This is a genomic window from Streptomyces sp. B15 (genome assembly GCF_018070605.1).
GTDB classification, from domain to species: domain Bacteria; phylum Actinomycetota; class Actinomycetes; order Streptomycetales; family Streptomycetaceae; genus Streptomyces; species Streptomyces smyrnaeus.
Genome location: NZ_JAGPXJ010000003.1, coordinates 164,970 through 183,177 on the forward strand (window position 1 = coordinate 164,970; position 18,208 = coordinate 183,177).

15 protein-coding genes are annotated in these 18,208 nt (G+C 73.3%); 2 read left to right on the top strand and 13 right to left on the bottom strand.

Annotated features, from left to right (window positions below):
• Positions 1-5: 5 nt before the first annotated feature.
• The 11 genes from KBY19_RS03320 to KBY19_RS03370 form a co-directional block, all read right to left on the bottom strand.
• Positions 6-2,252: a DoxX family protein gene (locus KBY19_RS03320; RefSeq protein WP_210965106.1), complete on the bottom strand. Its 2,247-nt coding sequence runs from the start codon at positions 2,250-2,252 to the stop codon at positions 6-8.
• Between the two features lie 129 nt (positions 2,253-2,381).
• Positions 2,382-3,293 (bottom strand): 23S rRNA (guanosine(2251)-2'-O)-methyltransferase RlmB, encoded by a 912-nt coding sequence (gene rlmB, locus KBY19_RS03325; protein WP_099882310.1) that lies wholly within the window; start codon positions 3,291-3,293, stop codon positions 2,382-2,384.
• Between the two features lie 184 nt (positions 3,294-3,477).
• On the bottom strand, positions 3,478-4,878 hold the full coding sequence (gene cysS / locus KBY19_RS03330; RefSeq protein ID WP_099882312.1) for a cysteine--tRNA ligase: 1,401 nt from the start codon (positions 4,876-4,878) through the stop codon (positions 3,478-3,480).
• A 137-nt stretch (positions 4,879-5,015) separates the two neighbouring features.
• On the bottom strand, positions 5,016-5,423 hold the full coding sequence (locus KBY19_RS03335) for a PPOX class F420-dependent oxidoreductase (protein ID WP_099882314.1): 408 nt from the start codon (positions 5,421-5,423) through the stop codon (positions 5,016-5,018).
• Between the two features lie 172 nt (positions 5,424-5,595).
• The gene (locus KBY19_RS03340; RefSeq protein WP_210965107.1) at positions 5,596-6,897 is read right to left on the bottom strand and encodes an MFS transporter; all 1,302 of its coding nucleotides are present in this window, start codon (positions 6,895-6,897) and stop codon (positions 5,596-5,598) included.
• A complete protein-coding gene (locus KBY19_RS03345; RefSeq protein WP_099886595.1) occupies positions 6,894-8,723 on the bottom strand; it encodes an ABC transporter permease subunit in 1,830 nt (609 codons plus the stop codon). The genes KBY19_RS03340 and KBY19_RS03345 overlap by 4 nt, the downstream gene beginning before the upstream one ends.
• 47 nt (positions 8,724-8,770) lie before the next feature.
• A complete protein-coding gene (locus KBY19_RS03350) occupies positions 8,771-10,327 on the bottom strand; it encodes an ABC transporter substrate-binding protein (RefSeq protein WP_210965108.1) in 1,557 nt (518 codons plus the stop codon).
• A 27-nt stretch (positions 10,328-10,354) separates the two neighbouring features.
• Positions 10,355-10,942: a GNAT family N-acetyltransferase gene (locus KBY19_RS03355; protein WP_099882320.1), complete on the bottom strand. Its 588-nt coding sequence runs from the start codon at positions 10,940-10,942 to the stop codon at positions 10,355-10,357.
• Positions 10,943-11,048: 106 nt separating this feature from the next.
• Positions 11,049-11,591, bottom strand: coding sequence for a 2-C-methyl-D-erythritol 2,4-cyclodiphosphate synthase (gene ispF, locus KBY19_RS03360; protein ID WP_247690547.1), 543 nt, complete (start codon positions 11,589-11,591; stop codon positions 11,049-11,051).
• A complete protein-coding gene (gene ispD, locus KBY19_RS03365) occupies positions 11,581-12,360 on the bottom strand; it encodes a 2-C-methyl-D-erythritol 4-phosphate cytidylyltransferase (RefSeq protein WP_221505995.1) in 780 nt (259 codons plus the stop codon). Before ispD ends, ispF begins: the two co-directional genes overlap by 11 nt.
• Before the next feature lie 341 nt (positions 12,361-12,701).
• The gene (locus tag KBY19_RS03370; protein ID WP_016472332.1) at positions 12,702-13,184 is read right to left on the bottom strand and encodes a CarD family transcriptional regulator; all 483 of its coding nucleotides are present in this window, start codon (positions 13,182-13,184) and stop codon (positions 12,702-12,704) included.
• A gap of 744 nt (positions 13,185-13,928) precedes the next feature.
• Between KBY19_RS03370 and KBY19_RS03375 the strand changes: the two genes are divergently transcribed.
• The gene (locus tag KBY19_RS03375) at positions 13,929-14,591 is read left to right on the top strand and encodes a DUF461 domain-containing protein (RefSeq protein WP_210965109.1); all 663 of its coding nucleotides are present in this window, start codon (positions 13,929-13,931) and stop codon (positions 14,589-14,591) included.
• A gap of 247 nt (positions 14,592-14,838) precedes the next feature.
• Here the strand turns inward: KBY19_RS03375 and KBY19_RS03380 are convergent, their stop codons facing one another.
• Positions 14,839-15,519, bottom strand: coding sequence for a response regulator transcription factor (locus KBY19_RS03380; protein ID WP_099882326.1), 681 nt, complete (start codon positions 15,517-15,519; stop codon positions 14,839-14,841).
• On the bottom strand, positions 15,516-16,817 hold the full coding sequence (locus KBY19_RS03385) for a cell wall metabolism sensor histidine kinase WalK (protein ID WP_099882328.1): 1,302 nt from the start codon (positions 16,815-16,817) through the stop codon (positions 15,516-15,518). Before KBY19_RS03385 ends, KBY19_RS03380 begins: the two co-directional genes overlap by 4 nt.
• A 253-nt stretch (positions 16,818-17,070) precedes the next feature.
• Between KBY19_RS03385 and phoU the strand changes: the two genes are divergently transcribed.
• Positions 17,071-17,835, top strand: coding sequence for a phosphate signaling complex protein PhoU (phoU, locus tag KBY19_RS03390; RefSeq protein WP_247690548.1), 765 nt, complete (start codon positions 17,071-17,073; stop codon positions 17,833-17,835).
• Positions 17,836-18,208: the final 373 nt, after the last annotated feature.

Consider the following 18,208-nt stretch of genomic DNA (forward strand, 5'->3'; position numbering starts at 1 on the left):
GCGGTTCAGCGTCCCAACAGGCCGCCCAGCGCGCCTCGTCCGCCGCTGCCGCCGCCGGACGAGGACGTGCCGCCGCCGGAGCCGGACGAACCGCCGCCCGTGGTGGCGGAGTCGTGGGAGAGGCCCGAGCGGGAGCCGGTGCTGCCGCCGGTGGTGGCCTGCGGCTGCTGCTCGGGCTGCTGCTGGGCCGGGGGCGCCGTGGTGCCCTGCTGCCGGCCCGGCGTCGTGGCGCCCTGCGGGCCGCCCTGGTCGGCGCCCTGCGTCCGGCCCTGGCTGGGGGTGGACTCGGGGCCGCTGGTGGCCCGGCCCTCGCCCGGCTCGGTCTCGTTCGCGGAGGGGCGGCCGTCCTTGCCGCGCCGGTCGGCGTCGCCGCGCCGTCCTTCGGAACCGGCCGGGCCCTGGGTCTCCTGGCCGGACGAGGACTGTCCCGGTGACTGCGGCATCGGGGAGCCCGGCAGCCGGTTGGTGGGCGTCTTGCCGCGCTCGGGGGCCGTGGTCGGCTGGGAGGAGCGGACGGCGCTGCCCAGCAGCGATCCGATGAGCAGGGCGAGGCCGACGACGACCGTGGCGATGACGGTGCCCCGGCGCAGTACGCGGCGGCGCAGGTCCCGTAGTTCGACGCGGGGGCCGAGTTTGCGCCAGGCCTCGCCGGCCAGCCGCCCGTCGACGGAGTAGACGGGGGCGCCCGCGATGATCAGTGGGCTCCAGGCGGCGAGGTAGATGATGTCCGGCGCCTCGTAGGCGGGGACGCTGCTCCAACTGACCGTCATCAGCAGTGCCGCCGACAGCAGTGCGCCGACGCCCGCCGCGACCCGCTGCCACAGCCCGAACATGGTCAGCACGCCGACGATCACCTGGAGGAAGGCCACCGTCAGGCCGGCCCCGACCGGGTGCGCGAGGGCGAAGTCCCGCAGTGGGGAGGCGATCGTCCACGGGTCCAGGGAACGCAGCCAGGTGACCATGGAGCCGCGTTCGCCGCCGTCGAAGTAGACGGGATCGCACAGCTTGCCCATGCCGGCGTAGACGGTGATGAAGCCCAGGAAGAGCCGCAGCGGGAGCAGGACGACGCCGAGGTTCATCCGGCGCCCCGGGTAGTACGCGTGCCGTACGGTCTCGCGGCGGCGTCGGCCCTCGGAGTCCACCGCGCCGTCGTCGGCCCCGTGTCCCGCGTAGCTCCCGTACCCCTCGTAGTCCTCCGGGTCCTGGTGGCGGAAGTGGCGGTGGTGGCCGTCGTGGTCGAGGTGGCCGTCGTGGTCGGGGTGGCCGTCGTGGTCGGGGTGGCCGTCGCCCGGCCGGTAGGGAGCGTCGCCGCGGTAGGCGACCGTCGCCAGATCTCCGGTGTCCTGCTCGAGTGCTTCGAGTTCGCCGGTGTCCTCGTCGAACGCGCCTCGCGCCGGGCGTACGCCCTTCAACAGCGGCTCCGGGCGCGGTGGTTCGGGCCGCGGCGGCACGGGCCGGCCGCTCTCGGACGGCTGCGGGCCGCGGGGCGGGCCGACCACGGTGGCGGGGCCGCTTCCGGAGGCACCGGCCCCGGTCCCGGTCCCGGCGCGACCGGGGCCGCCGGGGCCCGTGACGCGGGGCAGGGTCTGGGTGGCGGAGGGGTCGGACTCGGCGGTGGCGGTACCGCCTTCGAAGCCGACGAGGCCTGCGGTGCGGGCGGCCTGGATCAGCTTCGTGGCGCCCGTGTCGTCCGGCTCGCGGCCGCCGCTCCACACCACGGGGGTGCGGCGCCCGGTCCGGGCTGAGCCGGTGCGGCGGGTCGCGGCCGAGGCGCTGCCGCCGGCCGCGACGGGAAGGGGCTCGGTGTCCTCGAACGCCGCCGCCTCGCGCCCGGCGGGTGCCGAGGTACCGGCGGATGCGGACGTCCCGGCGGGCGCGGGGCTCGCGGCAACCCCGGCTTCGACGGAGGTCCCCGCGGCGGAGCCGGCCTGCGTTCCCGGCCAGGTGGGCGCGGGCGGTGCGGCGGCGGTGGCCGGCGAGAGGGCGGCGTATGCGCCCGTGGGCGAGGAGGCGGCGGACGGCGGGGTCGGCCCGGCCGCGGTGGGCGGCGTGGCCGAGGCGGCGGACGCCGCGCCGAGCCGCACTCGGAAACTCGCGTGGTTGACGACCACCTCGGCGGGGTCGGACGGGACCTTGACCGTGCTCAGCACCGGTTCGTCGTCGAAGAAACCGCGTGGGCTTCCCGCTGGGCTGTGCCCGGAGCCGCGGCCCGAAGCGCCGGGTGCGCGGGGTGTTCTGGTGTCCACACTCATCTAACCGAGTGACGGACGGTTAGGACACTGCCACGGAGCCGCCGATCTGTCCGAGGCCCGTCAAGTGATCAACCGGAGCCGGACCGGCCGCGTCCCGGGCGCCGCCGCGGGCCGCGGTTCAGCCCCGCCTCACGCGCGTCGCCGCGCCGCCTCGTAGAGGACGACGCCCGCGGCGACGCCCGCGTTCAGCGACTCGGCGCCGCCCGGCATCGGGATCCGAACCCTCAGGTCACAGGTCTCGCCGACCAGCCGCGACAGGCCCTTGCCCTCGCTGCCGACGACCACCACGAGCGGACCGTCGAGCGCGGCGACATCGCCGAGCTCCACCTCGCCGTCGGCGGCGAGCCCGATCACCGTCAGTCCCGCCTTCTGGTACCCCTCCAGCGCACGGGTGAGGTTGGTGGCGCGCGCCACCGGCGTGCGCGCCGCCGTACCGGCGGACGTCTTCCACGCGCCGGCCGTCATTCCAGCCGCCCGCCGCTCCGGTACGACCACACCGTGCCCGCCGAACGCGGAGACGGAGCGCACGACAGCGCCCAGGTTCCGCGGGTCGGTCACCCCGTCCAGCGCGACGATGAGCGGGTCCTCGCCGTCGTCGAAGGCGGCGTTGGCCAGGTCCTCGGGGTGCGCGTACTCGTACGGCGGGACCTGGAGCACGACGCCCTGGTGGTTGAGGCCGTTTGTCATCCGGTCCAGCTCGGGCCTGGGGGCCTCGACCAGCCGGATGCCGCCGCGCTCACCCGCGACGCGGACCGCCTCGCGGACGCGCTCGTCGTTGTCGATGAACTGCTGGACGTAGAGGGCGTTGGCTGGCACGCCCTCGCGGAGGGCTTCGACGACGGAGTTGCGGCCCACGACCAGCTCCGAGGTGCCCTTGCCGCGCTGCGGGCGGGTCTGGGCGCGGCGCGCCTTGGCCTGCGCGGCACGCTGTTTGGCGTGGCCCTTGCGCATCTCGGCGGGCGGCGTCGGGCCCTTGCCCGCCAGGCCGCGGCGGCGGTTGCCGCCGCTGCCGACCTGCGGCCCCTTCTTCTTACCGGGCATCTGGGCACCTACCTTGCTTTCTGCGGCCTGGCTTCGGCTGTCGTCCGGCTGCGGCCTTCGGCCTTCGGCCTGTCGTTCGTCGGAGTGGTCGGATGTACGTACGGCTTTACAACGGTACCGGTACCGGTGCCGGGCCCCTGCCCGTCCGGAGGGAACGGCCCACCGGCGGGCAGGGGTGCTCGCGTCACTCGGCGCCGAGCTCCCAGCGGGGGCCGGTGGGGGTGTCCTCGATCGTCAGACCGGCGCGCTTGAGCTCGTCACGGATGGCGTCCGCCGTCGCGTAGTCCTTGCGCGCCCGGGCGGCCTGCCGCTGCTCCAGCACCAGCCCGACCAGCGAGTCCACGACGGAGTGCAGGTCGGCGCCGCCGGCCGGGGCGCCGCCGGACCAGGTGGCGTCCAGGGGGTCCATCCCCAGCACACCGAGCATGGCGCGGACCTCGGCGAGAGCCGTCGCCACCGCGGTGTCGTCGCCGTCCCCCAGCGCGGCGTTGCCCTGGCGCACCGTCGTATGGACGACGGCCAGTGCCTGCGGCACCGCGAAGTCGTCGTCCATGGCCTCGGCGAACGCGTCCGGCACCCGTTCCGCGGGCGCCACCTGGCCCGCCTGCTCGACGGCGCGCTGCAGGAAGCCCTCGATGCGGCCGAAGGCGGACTCGGCCTCGCGCAGCGAGGCGGGGCTGTACTCGATGGTGGAGCGGTAGTGCGGGCCGCCCAGGTAGTAGCGCAGCACGAGCGGGCGCCACTGCTTGACCATCTCGCTGACCAGCACCGAGTTGCCCAGCGATTTGCTCATCTTCTCGCCGCTCATGGTGACCCAGGCGTTGTGGGCCCAGTAGCGGGCGAAGTCGTCGCCGAAGGCGCGGGACTGGGCGATCTCGTTCTCGTGGTGCGGGAAGACGAGGTCGACGCCGCCGCCGTGGATGTCGAAGACGCGGCCGAGGTACTTGTGCGCCATCGCGGAGCACTCCAGGTGCCAGCCGGGGCGGCCGGGCCCGAAGGGGGTCTCCCAGGCGGGCTCACCGGGCTTGGCGGCCTTCCACATGGCGAAGTCGCGCGGGTCCCGCTTGCCGGTCTCGCCCTCGCCTGCGGGCTGGAGGAGGTTGTCGAGCTCCTGGTTGGACAGGGCGAGGTAGTCGCCGTAGGAGCGGACGTCGAAGTAGACGTTGCCGTCGGCGGCGTAGGCGTGCCCGCGGTCGATCAGGACCCGCATCATCTCGACCATCTCGGGGATGTGGCCGGTGGCGCGCGGCTCGTAGGTGGGCGGCAGGCAACCGAGCGCCTCGTAGGCGGCGTTGAAGGCGCGCTCGTTCTCGTAGCCGATCGCCCACCAGGGGCGGCCCTGCTCGCCGGACTTGGTGATGATCTTGTCGTCGATGTCGGTGACGTTACGGATGAACGTCACGTCGTAGCCGCGGTGGAGGAACCAGCGACGCATGATGTCGAAGTTCAGCCCGGAGCGGATGTGCCCGATGTGCGGGGCCGCCTGCACGGTGGCACCGCACAGGTAGATCGAGACGCAGCCGGGTTCGAGCGGGCTGAAATCGCGGATCTGCCGGGCGCTGGTGTCGTACAGGCGAAGAGTCACGCGGTCAAGGGTAGTAGCCCACCGGGCCCCGCCGTGCCCTGGCCGACAGAGCGGGGGCGGGACGGGTGCGGGGCCGGGGGCCGGGGCCGTTCGCGACCGGGGGCCGGGGCCGTTCGCGACCGACGGAGCGGGGCCGCTCAGAGCCGGCCGGTGACCTTGTCGACGGTGACGCGGACGACGACGCGCTCGGCGTCCTGGTCCGAGGCGGGGTTGAACTCGGCGTAGCTCTTTCCGGTGTACTTGCGCGACAGCTCGTCGATCAGCTCCTGGGCGCCCTCACTGCTCAGGGAGGCGGTGCCACGCAGTTCGGCGTAGGTGTACGGCTCCTCGGCCGGCTGCACCAGTACGGTCACCCGGGGGTCGCGCCTGAGGTTCTTCGTCTTGCGGCGGTCGACGGTGGTGGAGAACAGCACGTCCTCGCCGTCGCGCTTCACCCACACCGGCGACACCTGCGGGCTGCCGTCGGGCTGGATGGTGGCGACGGCGATGAAGACCTTGCCGTCGAGGACCTTCTTGAGTTCGTCGGAGAGCACCTGGTCTGCCACGGAAGCGGCTCCTCTCGTCTCGTCCCGGCGCCGTGCGTCGGGTCTCGCCTGCCCCGGACGGTATCCCACGCACCGGCCGCGCCATGCGTCCCGCACCGCCGGACCGGACGGTTTCGCGCCCGGCCGTCCGGCACCCGGCCGCCTGTTCCGCGACTGCTCGGCGCCCGGCCCGTCAGACACCAGGCCGCGTGGTGTCCGTGCCGCTTCGTACCCGTATCGCGCGGCCCGCCGCGGCGCCCAGCAGCGGCACGCAGGCCAGCACCGACCAGACGGCGGCGGGTGCCGCCCCCGTACCGAGCAGGGCGCCCGTCGCGGCGCTGCCTGCAAGCACCACGGCGCCCGCGAGGGAGGAGAGGGCGCCCATGCTGAAGCCGAGCCGCCGCTCGGGCACCAGTTCGGTCACCAGGGCACGGGCGGCCGGCACGGTCAGCATCTGGCCGAAGGTGAGGGCCAGGACGTAACCGGCGGCCGGGACCAGGCCGACCACGCCCGTCGGGGCGACCGGCGCGAACGCGGCCACCAGGAGGAAACCGGCAGCCACCACACCCAGCCCGGCGCAGAGTGCGGTGCGGTGCCCCATCCGCGCCCCGGCCGCCCGGGTGACGGGCAGCTGCGCGCAGACGACCAGCAGCGAGGAGAGCGCGAACAGCCAGCCGAGCGCCGCCTGCGAACCGGTGGCCCTCACCACCTCTTCGGGCAGCGCCAGATAGAGCTGGTTGTAGGCGAGCAGGTAGCCGCCGTAGGCGAGGCACAGCAGCAGGAAGGGACCGTTGCGGGCGGTCTCGCGCACGGCGCCGCCCCGCTCGTCCGGCCCGCGCCGTACCGCCTCCGGCCGCTCGCGCGGCATCCAGCGCCAGTGCCCCGCCAGGACGGCGACGAAGACGGCCGCACCCGCCAGACAGGCGGTACGGAAGTCGGCGAGCAGGAGCAGGGAGCCCAGCAGCGGGCCGAGGAAGGCCCCCGCCTGGCCGGCGGCGGAGAAGACCGCGAGGGTACGGGCACGGGGGTGCCCGGTGGCCTGCTCGTGGCGGACGGCCTGGCGGGCCGTCTCCGACTCGACGGCGGGCGAGAACAGTGCCGCCGCGAACCCCACACACAGCACGGCGGCGATGACGGAGCCCGTCTGCTGCGCGTACCCGAGCCAGACGAACCCGGCGATGCGCAGCAGGCACCCGGCCACTACGAGCGGGCGCGGCCCCCACCGGTCGGTGAGCGCTCCCCCGACGACGAACAGCCCCTGCTGGCTGAAGGTCCGCAGCCCCAGCACCAGTCCGACCAGCCAGCCGCCCATCTCCAGGGCTCCGCCCAGATGCGCGGCCAGATAGGGCAGCACGGCGAAGAAACCCACGTTGAACGCGAGCTGTGTCGCCGCCAGCAGCCGCACGAACGGCGGCAGGGCCCGTATGTCGGAGGGCGTGCCGAGGGACGGGCGCAGCCGTCCGCCGCCGCGCCGGGCCACCCGGTCACGCCTCATCGCGGCTCCCGGCGCCAAGGCGGCTCCCGGCGCGAAGGCGGCTCCCGGCGCGGGTGGGTCCGGTGGGTTCCGGGTCCGCGCCGGGTTGCGGGTTTCCGGCGGGCCGCGGGGGCGAGGGCCGCGGTCGTCACGGCCAGTACGCCGACGGCGGCCAGGCCCGCGGCGGGGGCGAGGACGGCCCAGGGGGCGCGCTCGGCGTAGGGCATGTTCTCCGAGAGCATGCGGCCCCACTCGGGTGCGGGCGGGGCGGCGCCCAGCCCGAGGAAGCCGAGGGAGGCCAGGGCGAGGGCCAGCGCGGGAATACGGAGCACGGCGTGGCGCAGGACCGGGGGCAGTACGCCGGGCAGGACGTGCCGGCGCAGCAGATGCCCGCGTCCGGCGCCCAGCGCGACGGCGCCCTCGACATGGGTGGCGGCGCGCTCCTGCTCGTAGAGCGCGGCGGTGTGCGCGGCCAGTGGGGCCCAGGCGACGACGGCGACGGCGGCGGCCGCCCCGAAGGCGCCGGGCCCGGCGATCCCCGCGACGACCAGCCCGGCGATGACCGGCGGCAGGGCGTTGACAACCTCGCGCAGGCCCTCGGTCCAGCGGGTCAGCACGCCCAGGGCGACGCCGACGACGAGGGTGACGGCCGCGACCGCCAGCGAGGTGAGGGCCGTACGTGCGGCGCCGTGGCCGAGCCGGGCGAGGACGTCGCGGCCGAGCGCGTCGGTGCCCAGCGGGTGCGCGGCGCTCGGCGCGGCCAGCCGGGCGGCGGCGTCCACATGCAGCGGGTCGCGCGTCATCCCGTACGCCACGACCGCCACCAGCAGCGCCGACAGGGCGCAGGCCGAGCCGGTCAGGGCGCGCCCCGGCGGCAGTCGGGGCCGGCGCAGCGCCGGCAGCGCGGCCGCGTCGAGTGCGGGGCCGATCAGGGAACGCCGTGCGGCGCCCACGGCGACGCCCACGGCCAGTCCCAGTGTGAGCAGCAGCAGGACGCAGGCCTGGAGCACGGGCAGGTCCTGTGCGAGCGCCGCCGCCAGGGCGGTGCCGCCGAGGCCGGGAATGGAGAAGAGGGTCTCCACGGCGACGGCGCCACCGGTGAGGCCGATGACGACGAAGCCGAACTGCGGCAGCAGCGGCGGCAGTACGCGCCGCAGCGCGTATCCGGCGATCCGCGCGGGCGGCAGCCCGCAGGCGACGGCGGTGCGCACCCACTCCTCGGCGAAGGCGCCCGGCAGCGCGTCGTCCAGCAGCCGCCCCAGCAGGGCGCCCGCGGGGATGCCCATGGCGAGAGCGGGCAGCACGGCGGCGCCGACCGCCTGGTCGCCGCCCCAGCCCAGCGGGGGGAACCAGCCGAGGCGTACCGCGAAGACCGTCGCGAGGACGGCGGCCAGCAGGAATTCCGGCAGCGCGGCGAGTACCGCGCCGAGCGCCCCGGCGCGTGCGCGCGGCGTCCGGCGCCCCGGCCCGCGCGCCCCCGTACGCAGGGTGCGCATGCTGAGGACCATCGCGAGCAGGACGGCGACGACGAGCGAGACGCCCATCAGAGTGAGGGAGACGCCGAGCGCGGAGAGCACATCGGGGCCGACCGGCCGGCCGGAGACCCACGAGGTGCCGAAGTCGCCGCGCAGCAGGCCCCAGGCCCAGTCGGCGAGCAGCCGCAGCGGCCCCGCGTCCAGCCCGGTCTCCTGCCGGATGGCCGCCAGTGCGGCGGGCGAGGCCTCGCGGTCGGCGTAGCGGGCGTGCAGGATCGTGCGCGCCGGGTCGGTGCCGGTCAGCCAGGGCAGCAGCCCGACGACGAGCAGCACCCCCAGCGCCGAGAGGAGCCGTCCCGCCAGTACCGGCAGCCTGGGGGCACCTCCCGGCCGGAGGCTGGGGGAGGACGGCGTTCCGCTCACTCGCGGTGGGTGTCGGCGGTGACCAGGGTGCGCTCCATCGGGTCGAGGGAGACGCCCTCGATGTCGTCGGCGACGCCCTGGATGAAGCGCTCGTGCAGCAGCGGCACCACGGCGTCGGTACGCAGGATCTTCGCCTCGGCCGCCATCTCGGCGCGCTGCCGCCCGGCCGTGGGCCCGGTGCCCGCCGCCTTGTCGACGGCCTTGTCCACGGCCTGGTCGCACAGCTGCGACATGTTGAAGGAGCCCTTGCAGGTGAAGTCGGACTCCAGGTACGAGACCGGGTCGCCGGTGTCCAGCAGGGTGTTGCGGGCCTGGACGAAGATGTCGTACTTGCCGGCGAGCGCGTCGGCCTCCATCCGCGCGTAGTCGCGTACGACCTGCTTGACCCGGAAGCCCGCCTGCTCGAACTGCTGCTGGAGGGCGGTGACGACCTCGGGCAGCTCGGGGCGGTTGGTGTAGGTGGCGAGCGTGAGGGTCGGCGCCTTCTTCACCTGCGCCTCGGTCGCGGGCTTCGCCCGGCCCGTGACGGGGACACGCAGTTCGTCGGCCCACTTCACGCCCGGCCCGAGCAGCCCCTCGGGCTCGTCCGCGTACCCCTCGTACACGCTCTTGATCAGCGCCTTGCTGTCGATGGCCGAACGGACCGCCGCCCGCAGACGCGGGTCCTTGAGCGGTCCGCGCCCGGTGTTCATGTAGAGGCTGTTGGTGCGGGCGGTGGGCACCGCCTCGATCTGACCCTTCTTCAGCACGGAGGCCTGCGAGACGGGGACGTACTCGGCGATGTCCGTGCTGCCCGACCGCAGCGCGTTGGCGCGGGTGGTGCCGTTCGCGGTGAACGTCACATCCACCCCGGCGGCCTTCGCCTTGCCGCCCCAGTAGTCGTCGTTGCGCTCAAGTGTGGCGCTGACCGCCCCGTCGACCTCGGTGAGGGTGAACGGCCCGGTGGCGTGCCCGGCGACGGTCACCTTGCCGCCCTTGTCGGCCCCCTCGCCCCGGCCGTACGCCTCGGGGGAGAGCACGGCGAGGGAGGGGTTGGCCAGCCGCTGGGGCAGCAGCGTGTCCGGCTCGCTGCTGGTGACGGCGACCGTGTCCGCGTCCTTCGCCTTCGCGCTGAGCTCGCCCGCGTCGCTGAGCACCCGGGGCTCGGGCGAGGCCTTCGTGGCCTCCTCGATCGAGCGGACGACCGCGTCGGCCGTCACCTTCCGCCCGTCCTGGAAGCGGGCCTTGCGCAGCTGGAACGTCCAGGTGCGCCCGCCGTCGGAGGGCTTCCAGGAGGTCGCCAGCGCCGACTCGGCCTCCCCGGAGGTGTCCAGCTTGGTCAGGCCCTCGATCACGGAGAGCCGGCTGAGCAGCACGGCGTCGTCCCCGTACGGGGACATCGACTGGGCGGGCGGGAACGCCATGGAGACCCGCAGCCGCTCGCCCGAGCCGCCACCGGAGCCGCCACCGCACGCGGTGAGGGTGAGCGCGCCCGTGGTCAGGAGCGCGACAGCGGCCAGGGCGCTGCGGGGGCGGGAGGCGCCCGCGGTGCGGGCGTGGCGTATCTGGGGCATGACTCGGACTCTATCTGAAAGCGATTTTCAACAAACGGTCGCGGTCAGCGAGCCCGCCGACACGGTGGAGCGGGCCGCCGACGGCGCCGGGACCGGCAACGAGAAGTGGACGATGCCCTGGCCGCCGCCCGGCAGTTCGCGCTCGTCGCAGACGACCGTCGCCATGGCCCGCCAGAACGGCTCGGCGCCGGGCACGGTGGGATCGGTGTGCAGATAGATCGCCTCGTAGCCGCCCGCCTCCGCCACGAAAGCCGACAGCTCCCGCACCATCGCACGGGCGATGCCCAGCCGCCGGTGGGTCGAGCGCACATAGATCCTGCACAGCTGCGCCGTACTCCCGGAGGGGAACCGCTCGGCGACCCACGGCGGATTCGGCGGCGCCTGCGGCCCCTGGTCGCGGACCGCGCCCGTCGCGACGACCTCGCCGCTCGCCTCGTCGACGGCGACGAGGAGGGTGCGGCGCGGCGGGCGCAGATACGTGGCCTCGATATCGATGATGTCCCGGTGCCAGCGCGGCACGTAGCCGGACCGCAGATCGCCGTAGACGGTGTCGAGCATGACGCTGCGCGCGGCCTCGACATCGGCGGGCGCGGCGGTACGCAGGAGGTAGGACATCGCCTCAACTGTAACTGCGAACGATGCGCAACTGGGAAGGGAGTGCAGCCCAGGGCTCCTCTGCGTGGAGGCGGCTCCGCTGCTACCCGTACAGGCGGCCCCGCTGCTAACGGTGCGGGAGCACCAGGGCCGTGGCGACGGCCGCCAGTCCCTCGCCGCGACCGGTCAGACCGAGGCCGTCGGTGGTGGTACCCGAGAGGGAGACCGGAGCGCCGACGGCGTCCGACAACGCCTTCATGGCCTCCGCGCGCCGCTTGCCGACCTTGGGGCGGACGCCGATCACCTGCACGGCCACATTGCCGATCTCGTACCCCGCCGCACGCACGATGCGGGCCGCCTCGGTGAGCAGCGCGACGCCCGAGGCGCCGGACCACTCGGGCCGGGCCGTGCCGAAGTGGGCGCCCAGGTCCCCGAGTCCGGCGGCGGAGAAGAGCGCGTCGCACGCCGCGTGCGCCGCCACGTCGCCGTCGGAGTGCCCGGCGAGTCCATACCGCTCGCCCTCCCACAGCAGCCCGCCGCACCACAACTCGCGCCCTTCCTCGAACGCGTGCACATCGGTGCCGATCCCGACCAGAGGCAGGGACGGGGGCGGGGCAGCGGCGGGCGGTTGATCGGCGGAGGAGGGCCGGTCGACGCCGTCAGTACGCATCGTGCGCCCTCCTCCTGGCCAGCACGGCCTCCGCGAGGACGAGGTCGAGCGGGCGGGTCACCTTGAACGCCTCCTCATGACCGGGGACGACGACCACCTCGACGCCGAGCCGCTCGACCATGCCCGCGTCGTCCGTGGCTCCCTCGCCCCGCGCCGCCAGCCGGGCGTGCGCCTCGGCGAGCACCTTGCGGGCGAACCCCTGCGGGGTCTGTACGGCACGCAGCCGGGCGCGGTCGGGGGTGCCGGTGACCGGCTCGGGCTCCCCATCGGTGCGGGGCTCCACCTGCTTGACGGTGTCCGTGACGGGCAGCGCCGGCACCACGGCGGGCGCACCCGCACGGACGGTCCGCGCGACGGCGTCCACCGTCTCGTCCGGAACGAGCGGGCGCGCCGCGTCGTGCACGAGCACCGTCTCGACGGTGTCGGGGAGCGCCGCGAGACCGAGGCGCACGGAGTCCTGGCGGGTCTCGCCGCCGGGTACGACGGCGACCTCGGGCAGTCCGTGCTCGTCCAGCAGCGTGCGGACGGCGGGTGCTCCGTCGGAGGGCGCGACCACGACGACGAGTTCGACGGCGCGCGCCCGCGCTGTGGCCCGAACGGCGTGGACCAGCATCGGTGTACCACCCAGCTCGCGCAGCGCCTTGGGCGCTCCGGGGCCGAGGCGTACGCCCTTGCCGGCGGCGGGGATGACGACGGCGGTGCGGGGGCCGGCGTCACCGGAGGGCCGCCGGTCCCCGGATGGGGCGAAGTCTGTGGAATCGATTGACATCGGTAGCGCGTTCAGGGTTTGTGTCCTCAGCCGGGGTGGGTATGGCCTGGGGGTACCCCCGGCCATAGGTTGGGGGGAGTGCCGGGCGCAACCACTCGACCGAACCCTTCCGTGACCATCGGTCGAGCCGGCTGCCCTGGCCCGGCACGCATACCTGCACGACCCTGCACGACCGGACGGGCCCCCGCAACGATCAACGGCATCGAGGACCGCGGATCACCGGGGGCCGGCAGGATCGCCGTAGCCGGTGCCGAAAGCCGGACATGCTGCCGAACATGCCGCAGCGCCCGGTGACGACTGATGTCATCCGGGCACCGCGGCATCGTGGGGCAGATCGAGTGTCAGGAAGCGAGAACCTCGTCGAGCAACGCCTCGGCCTTGTCCTCGTTCGTGTTCTCCGCCAGAGCCAGCTCGCTCACCAGGATCTGACGGGCCTTGGCCAGCATCCGCTTCTCACCGGCGGACAGGCCGCGTTCACGCTCACGGCGCCACAGGTCACGCACGACCTCGGCAACCTTGATCACGTCGCCGGACGCAAGCTTTTCGAGATTTGCCTTGTAGCGGCGGGACCAGTTGGTCGGCTCCTCGGCATACGGCGCGCGGAGCACCTCGAAGACCCTGTCCAGCCCGTCCGAACCAACGACGTCGCGCACGCCTACGAACTCCGCATTGTCCGCGGGTACACGAACGGTCAAATCGCCCTGCGCGACCTTCAGAACCAAGTAGGTCTTGTCCACGCCTTTGATCTGGCGAGTTTCGATAGCCTCGATCAGCGCGGCCCCGTGATGGGGATAGACCACGGTGTCGCCAACCTTGAACGTCATGTGTCAGGTACCCCTTCCGTGGCTATCCAGGGTAACACGGGAACGACGTCTTCTGAATGGCGTTTTCGCAGGTCAGGGCATATCTCGGGGCTTGACAAGCGGCCCTCTATCGTGCATCGACCAGCCAATGCAAGCGGGTATTCGCAGGTGAGAGCGGTTCTGCCCACCCCTGGAAACACCACGAGGGCGCCCCCGGAAGAGGGTTACGACACGTCCGCTTTGACCGATTTGTCTGATCGTAGGGAGTGGCGTCTTCACCACACCTTCCCGCTTTCCCAAGAATTGATCAATGGCCGCACAAGAGGCTGTTGATCAATTCTTCATCAACCTCTCGCATTCCCGTGGAATCGCTCGTACGGAGGTCACCCGTGCTCCGGCCGACACTATTCGACGGTGTACGGACGCGCAGACGGGCCGACGGGCCGACGGGCCGACGGGCAGAGGGGCAGACGGGCAGACTCGCGTCGGCGCCCGGCGGGCAGAGGGACGGGCAAGGGCGACGGCCTCCACCACCGGCCCGGGCCGGTGGTGGTCGGCGGCCCCGGTCGGCGGTCCGGGTCGGCGGCCCCGGTCGACGGTCCCGGTCGGCGGTCCGGGTCGGATGTCCGGGTCGGAGGGTCGGGTGCGGGGCGTCCACAGGCTGTCGGTAACCTGAGCGCGCACGCGAAAGCCCATCCGTACTGCGACCGGCACGCGCCTGAGGAGCGTGCCGCCGCCATAGCTCGCCTAGGAGTTGCCGCCGCCGTGAGCAGCAGCCTTCGTCGCGGCACCCTCGCCGCCACCACCCTCGCGCTCGCCGCCGTCTCGCTGACCGCCTGCGGCGCCGGGAACGACGCGCAGACTCTGGAGATCAAGCCCGACAACGCGGCGACGCACGTCGGGGTCATCGAGATCCAGAACGCCAACGTCGTCACCGGAACCACGGGTTCCGACGAGGCGACCGTCACGGCGCGGATCTTCAACGACGGCGAGAAGGACCAGGTCCTCAAGGGCATCCGCACCAAGGGCGCCCGCGCCGAACTGAGCCCCGCGAAGGGCGAGAAGAAGCTGGTCGTACCGGCCGGCGGCTCACTGGCGCTGGGCGGCAAGGGCAAGGCCTCCGCGGTGTTCGCCGACGCGGAGAAGACGGGCATCGAGGACGGCGACGCGCAGCCGCTCACCTTCGACCTCAGCCGCACCGGCGCGGTCAAGCTGCGCGCGACGGTCGTCCCGGCCAAGGGCGCCTACGAGACGGTCGGCCCCAGCTCGTCGCCGTCACCGTCCCGCCGGGCTCCTGAGCCGGGTGCCTCCAGCACTGCCTCGCCCTCCGGCTCGCCCTCGACCTCCGATTCCGCGAAGCCGGGTGAGGCCGACTCGTCCTCGTCGGCCGGCACGCCGAGCGCCCAGGAGGAGCACGCCGGGCACTGAGTCGCTCCGAAGGGGCGCGGGGAACTGCTGCTCCCCCAGCCTCCGGCCGGGAGGTACCCCCAGCGGCCCTCGACCGGTCGCACCCGGGACTCCGCATCAAGTCCTACGGCGAGAGGCCACATCCCCGCGCGGGGATGTGGCCTCTCGCCGTTTCGGCTGGTTGCACGTCGCCGACTGCGGCCGCGCCTCGGCTGGGCGCGCAGTTCCCCGCGCCCCTGGCGGGGCGCCCCTCACGGGGCGTTCGGGTTTACGGCTCGAACTTGTAGCCGAGGCCGCGCACCGTCACCAGATAGCGGGGCGCGCCCGGGTCGGGCTCGATCTTGGCGCGGAGCCGCTTGACGTGCACGTCGAGGGTCTTGGTGTCGCCGACGTAGTCCGCGCCCCAGACCCGGTCGATCAGCTGCATCCGGGTCAGCACCCGGCCGGCGTTGCGCAGCAGCATCTCCAGCAGGTCGAACTCCTTGAGCGGCAGGTCGACCTTGCCCCCGCCGACCGTGACCACGTGCCGGTCCACGTCCATCCGGACCGGACCCGCCTCCAGCGCCGCGGGCACGACCTCCTCCGGCTCGCCGCGGCGGCGCAGCACGGCGCGGACCCGGGCGACCAGTTCCCGGGAGGAGAACGGCTTGGTGACGTAGTCGTCTGCGCCTATCTCCAGGCCGACAACCTTGTCGATCTCGCTGTCCTTGGCCGTCACCATGATCACCGGGACGTTGGAGCGGCCGCGCAGCTGGCGGCAGACCTCCGTGCCGGGCAGCCCCGGCAGCATCAGATCGAGCAGCACCAGGTCGGCGCCGTTGCGTTCGAACTCGTCGAGCCCCTCGGGACCCGTGGCCGCCACGGCGACCTCGAAGCCTTCCTTACGGAGCATGTACGACAGTGCGTCGCTGAACGATTCCTCGTCCTCGACGACGAGCACTCGGGTCACGGGAGGACCTCCGGGGCGGAAAGTTGTTCATCAGCCTGATCGACATACGGCCGCTCTTCCTCGTCGAAGGCGGCCGGTTCCTGCAGTGCGCCGGACAGGCCGTTCCGGCCGAGCCGGTCGGCCTTGTCGGACGCGGCCTGCTCCCGTGCGCTGCCCGCCTCGGGCAGCCGCAGGGTGAAGGTGGAGCCCTGTCCCTCGGCGCTCCATACGGTGACCTCCCCGCCGTGCGAGGCGGCCACGTGCTTGACGATGGACAAACCCAGCCCGGTGCCTCCGGTGGCCCGGGATCTGGCCGGATCGACGCGGTAGAACCGCTCGAAGATGCGCTCCTTGTCCCGGTCGGAGATGCCGATGCCCTGGTCGGTTACGGCGATCTCGATCAGATCGCCGCCCGGGGCCTGGGTGAGGCGTCCCGCGACCTTGACGCGGGTGCGGGCGGGTGAGTAGTTGACGGCGTTCTCCACGAGGTTGCCGAGGGCCGCGGCGAGCTGGCCGCGGTTGCCCCATACGTGCAGGCCCTCCGTACCGCCCGCGAGAAGGGTGATCTGTTTGCTGTCGGCGCTCTGCCGGCTTCGCTCTATCGCCTCGTTCACCAGTTCGTCCACCCTGACCGACTCGGAGTCCTCCAGCGGGTCGTCGTTCTGCACCCGGGACAGGTCGATCAGTTCCTGGACGAGATTGGTCAGCCGAGTGGCCTCGTTCTGCATCCGGCCGGCGAAGCGTTCCACCGCCTCCGGGTCCTCGGAGGCGTCCAGCACCGCCTCCGAGAGGAGGGAGAGCGCGCCGACGGGGGTCTTGAGCTCATGGCTGACGTTGGCGACGAAGTCGCGCCGCACCGCCTCGATCCTGCGGGCCTCCGTCAGGTCCTCCACCAGCAGGAGCACCAGCCGGGAGCCGAGTGGGGCCACCCGCGCGGAAACCGCGAGGGCATCACCCCGCCCCGTACCGCGCCGGGGCAGGTCCAACTCGACCTGCCGTATCTCCCCGTCCCGCCTGGTGTCCCTGGCCATCTGCAGCATAGGCTCCACGGCGAGCTTGCCGCCGCGCACCAGACCCAGCGCGTAGGCGGCGGAGCTGGCCTTGACGACGGCATCGCTCTCGTCCAGCACCACGGCTGAGGAGCGGAGCACCGACAGGACGGTGTCGACGCCCGGGGGCAGCCCCGGCTCGGTGTGCAGGGAGGTGCGGGTGGGGCGGGCCTGCTCCCGCTCGCTCCACCGGAACGCCAGCATCGCGATCACGCCGGTGCACACACCGGCGATCGCTGCTGCCGCGGCGACCGCCGCATTAACGTCCATACAGCCAGGTTATGCGCCTCTTACGACAGTGCCCCAGTCCTGGAGGGGGCGACCGAAAGAGCTGTCGCCCAGTGTTAACCCTCAGGGCGCCTTCGGTTCACCGTGGGGGGCGGAACCGGTCGCATTTCGGGCGCACCGTGGGATCGTAGGGGCTCGAGCGCTCCCACCAGCACGACCGGGGCCGCAGCGCCCCAGCAGAAACGATTGGGGCCGTGCGCCTCACGAGAACATCCATGCGTAGGGAAGGACAGCCATGCGGGACGCGTACCACGAGGAGCTGGACTCGATCGGGGACAGCCTGGTCGAGATGGCCAGGCTCGTCGGCTCCGCGATCGGGCGCGCCACCACGGCGATGCTGGACGCGGACCTCAAGCTCGCCGAGAGCGTCATCGCCGCCGACGAGAAGGTCGACGACCTCCAGCGGGACCTGGAGACCCGGGCGATACAGCTGCTCGCCCGGCAACAGCCGGTCGCCACCGATCTGCGGATCGTCGTCACCTCGCTGAGGATGAGCGCCGACCTGGAGCGCTCCGGTGACCTGGCGCAGCATGTGGCGAAGGTCGCCAGGCTGCGCTTCCCCGAGTCCGCCGTCCCCCAGGACCTGCAGGCGACACTGCTGGAGATGGGACAGCTGGCACAGCGGCTGATGGCGAAGGCCGCCGAGGTCATCATCACCAAGGACGTCGACCTGGCGATGCAGCTGGAGCAGGACGACGACGCCATGGACCTGCTGCACCGCACCCTCTTCCAGCACCTGATGGACGACCGCTGGAAGCACGGCATCGAGACCGCCGTGGACGTCACCCTGCTGGGCCGCTACTACGAGCGGTTCGCCGACCACGCCGTGTCCGTGGCCCGCCGGGTCGTCTACCTGGTGACCGGCGACTACGCGGACGAGATCGACCCCGCGCTGGCGGCCGCCACCGGCGGCGCCGAGGGCGGCGGGGGCAGCGGGGCGGGCGGCTCCGACACGACCGCCTCCTCGGACGAGGCAGCCGCCTCCGGCGAGAGCCGCTGATCAGGCGCGTGCGCGGGACGGTGCGGAACCGTTCCCGCGCACGGCGCCGGTGGTCGGCCACGCGTGCAACCGCGCGCCCTTGATGCGCCGGTGCCTGTCCGGCGTGCAATGGGGCCGTGTCATGTCCTGTCCATGACTGTCCCTGCCGAGGAGGGCACGATGGCCGACTCCCCCGAATCGCCCCGGACCACGGCCGAGCAGCCGCCGGCCACACCTTCGCACGCCCGGCACCTGCCCCTGGTGGGGGCCTGCGGATGCGGCCCCGGCTGCGGATGCGGCTGCCAGTCGGGCGGCCCCTGCAGCTGCGGGGGCTCCTGCGGCTGACCGCGGGAAGTCCTGAGGGCGCGCGAGGCGGGGCCCTGACCGGTTCGAC

What these genes read in the sequence shown, in the direction of transcription:
- phoU (WP_247690548.1), top strand. Translation starts at nt 17,071, where the DNA reads ATGCGGGACGCGTACCACGAGGAGCTGGACTCGATCGGGGACAGCCTG.
- rlmB (WP_099882310.1), bottom strand. Translation starts at nt 3,293, where the DNA reads ATGCCCGGTAAGAAGAAGGGGCCGCAGGTCGGCAGCGGCGGCAACCGC.
- ispF (WP_247690547.1), bottom strand. Translation starts at nt 11,591, where the DNA reads ATGCGTACTGACGGCGTCGACCGGCCCTCCTCCGCCGATCAACCGCCC.
- KBY19_RS03385 (WP_099882328.1), bottom strand. Translation starts at nt 16,817, where the DNA reads ATGGACGTTAATGCGGCGGTCGCCGCGGCAGCAGCGATCGCCGGTGTG.
- ispD (WP_221505995.1), bottom strand. Translation starts at nt 12,360, where the DNA reads ATGTCAATCGATTCCACAGACTTCGCCCCATCCGGGGACCGGCGGCCC.
- KBY19_RS03340 (WP_210965107.1), bottom strand. Translation starts at nt 6,897, where the DNA reads ATGAGGCGTGACCGGGTGGCCCGGCGCGGCGGCGGACGGCTGCGCCCG.
- KBY19_RS03350 (WP_210965108.1), bottom strand. Translation starts at nt 10,327, where the DNA reads ATGCCCCAGATACGCCACGCCCGCACCGCGGGCGCCTCCCGCCCCCGC.
- KBY19_RS03355 (WP_099882320.1), bottom strand. Translation starts at nt 10,942, where the DNA reads ATGTCCTACCTCCTGCGTACCGCCGCGCCCGCCGATGTCGAGGCCGCG.
- KBY19_RS03320 (WP_210965106.1), bottom strand. Translation starts at nt 2,252, where the DNA reads ATGAGTGTGGACACCAGAACACCCCGCGCACCCGGCGCTTCGGGCCGC.
- KBY19_RS03370 (WP_016472332.1), bottom strand. Translation starts at nt 13,184, where the DNA reads ATGACGTTCAAGGTTGGCGACACCGTGGTCTATCCCCATCACGGGGCC.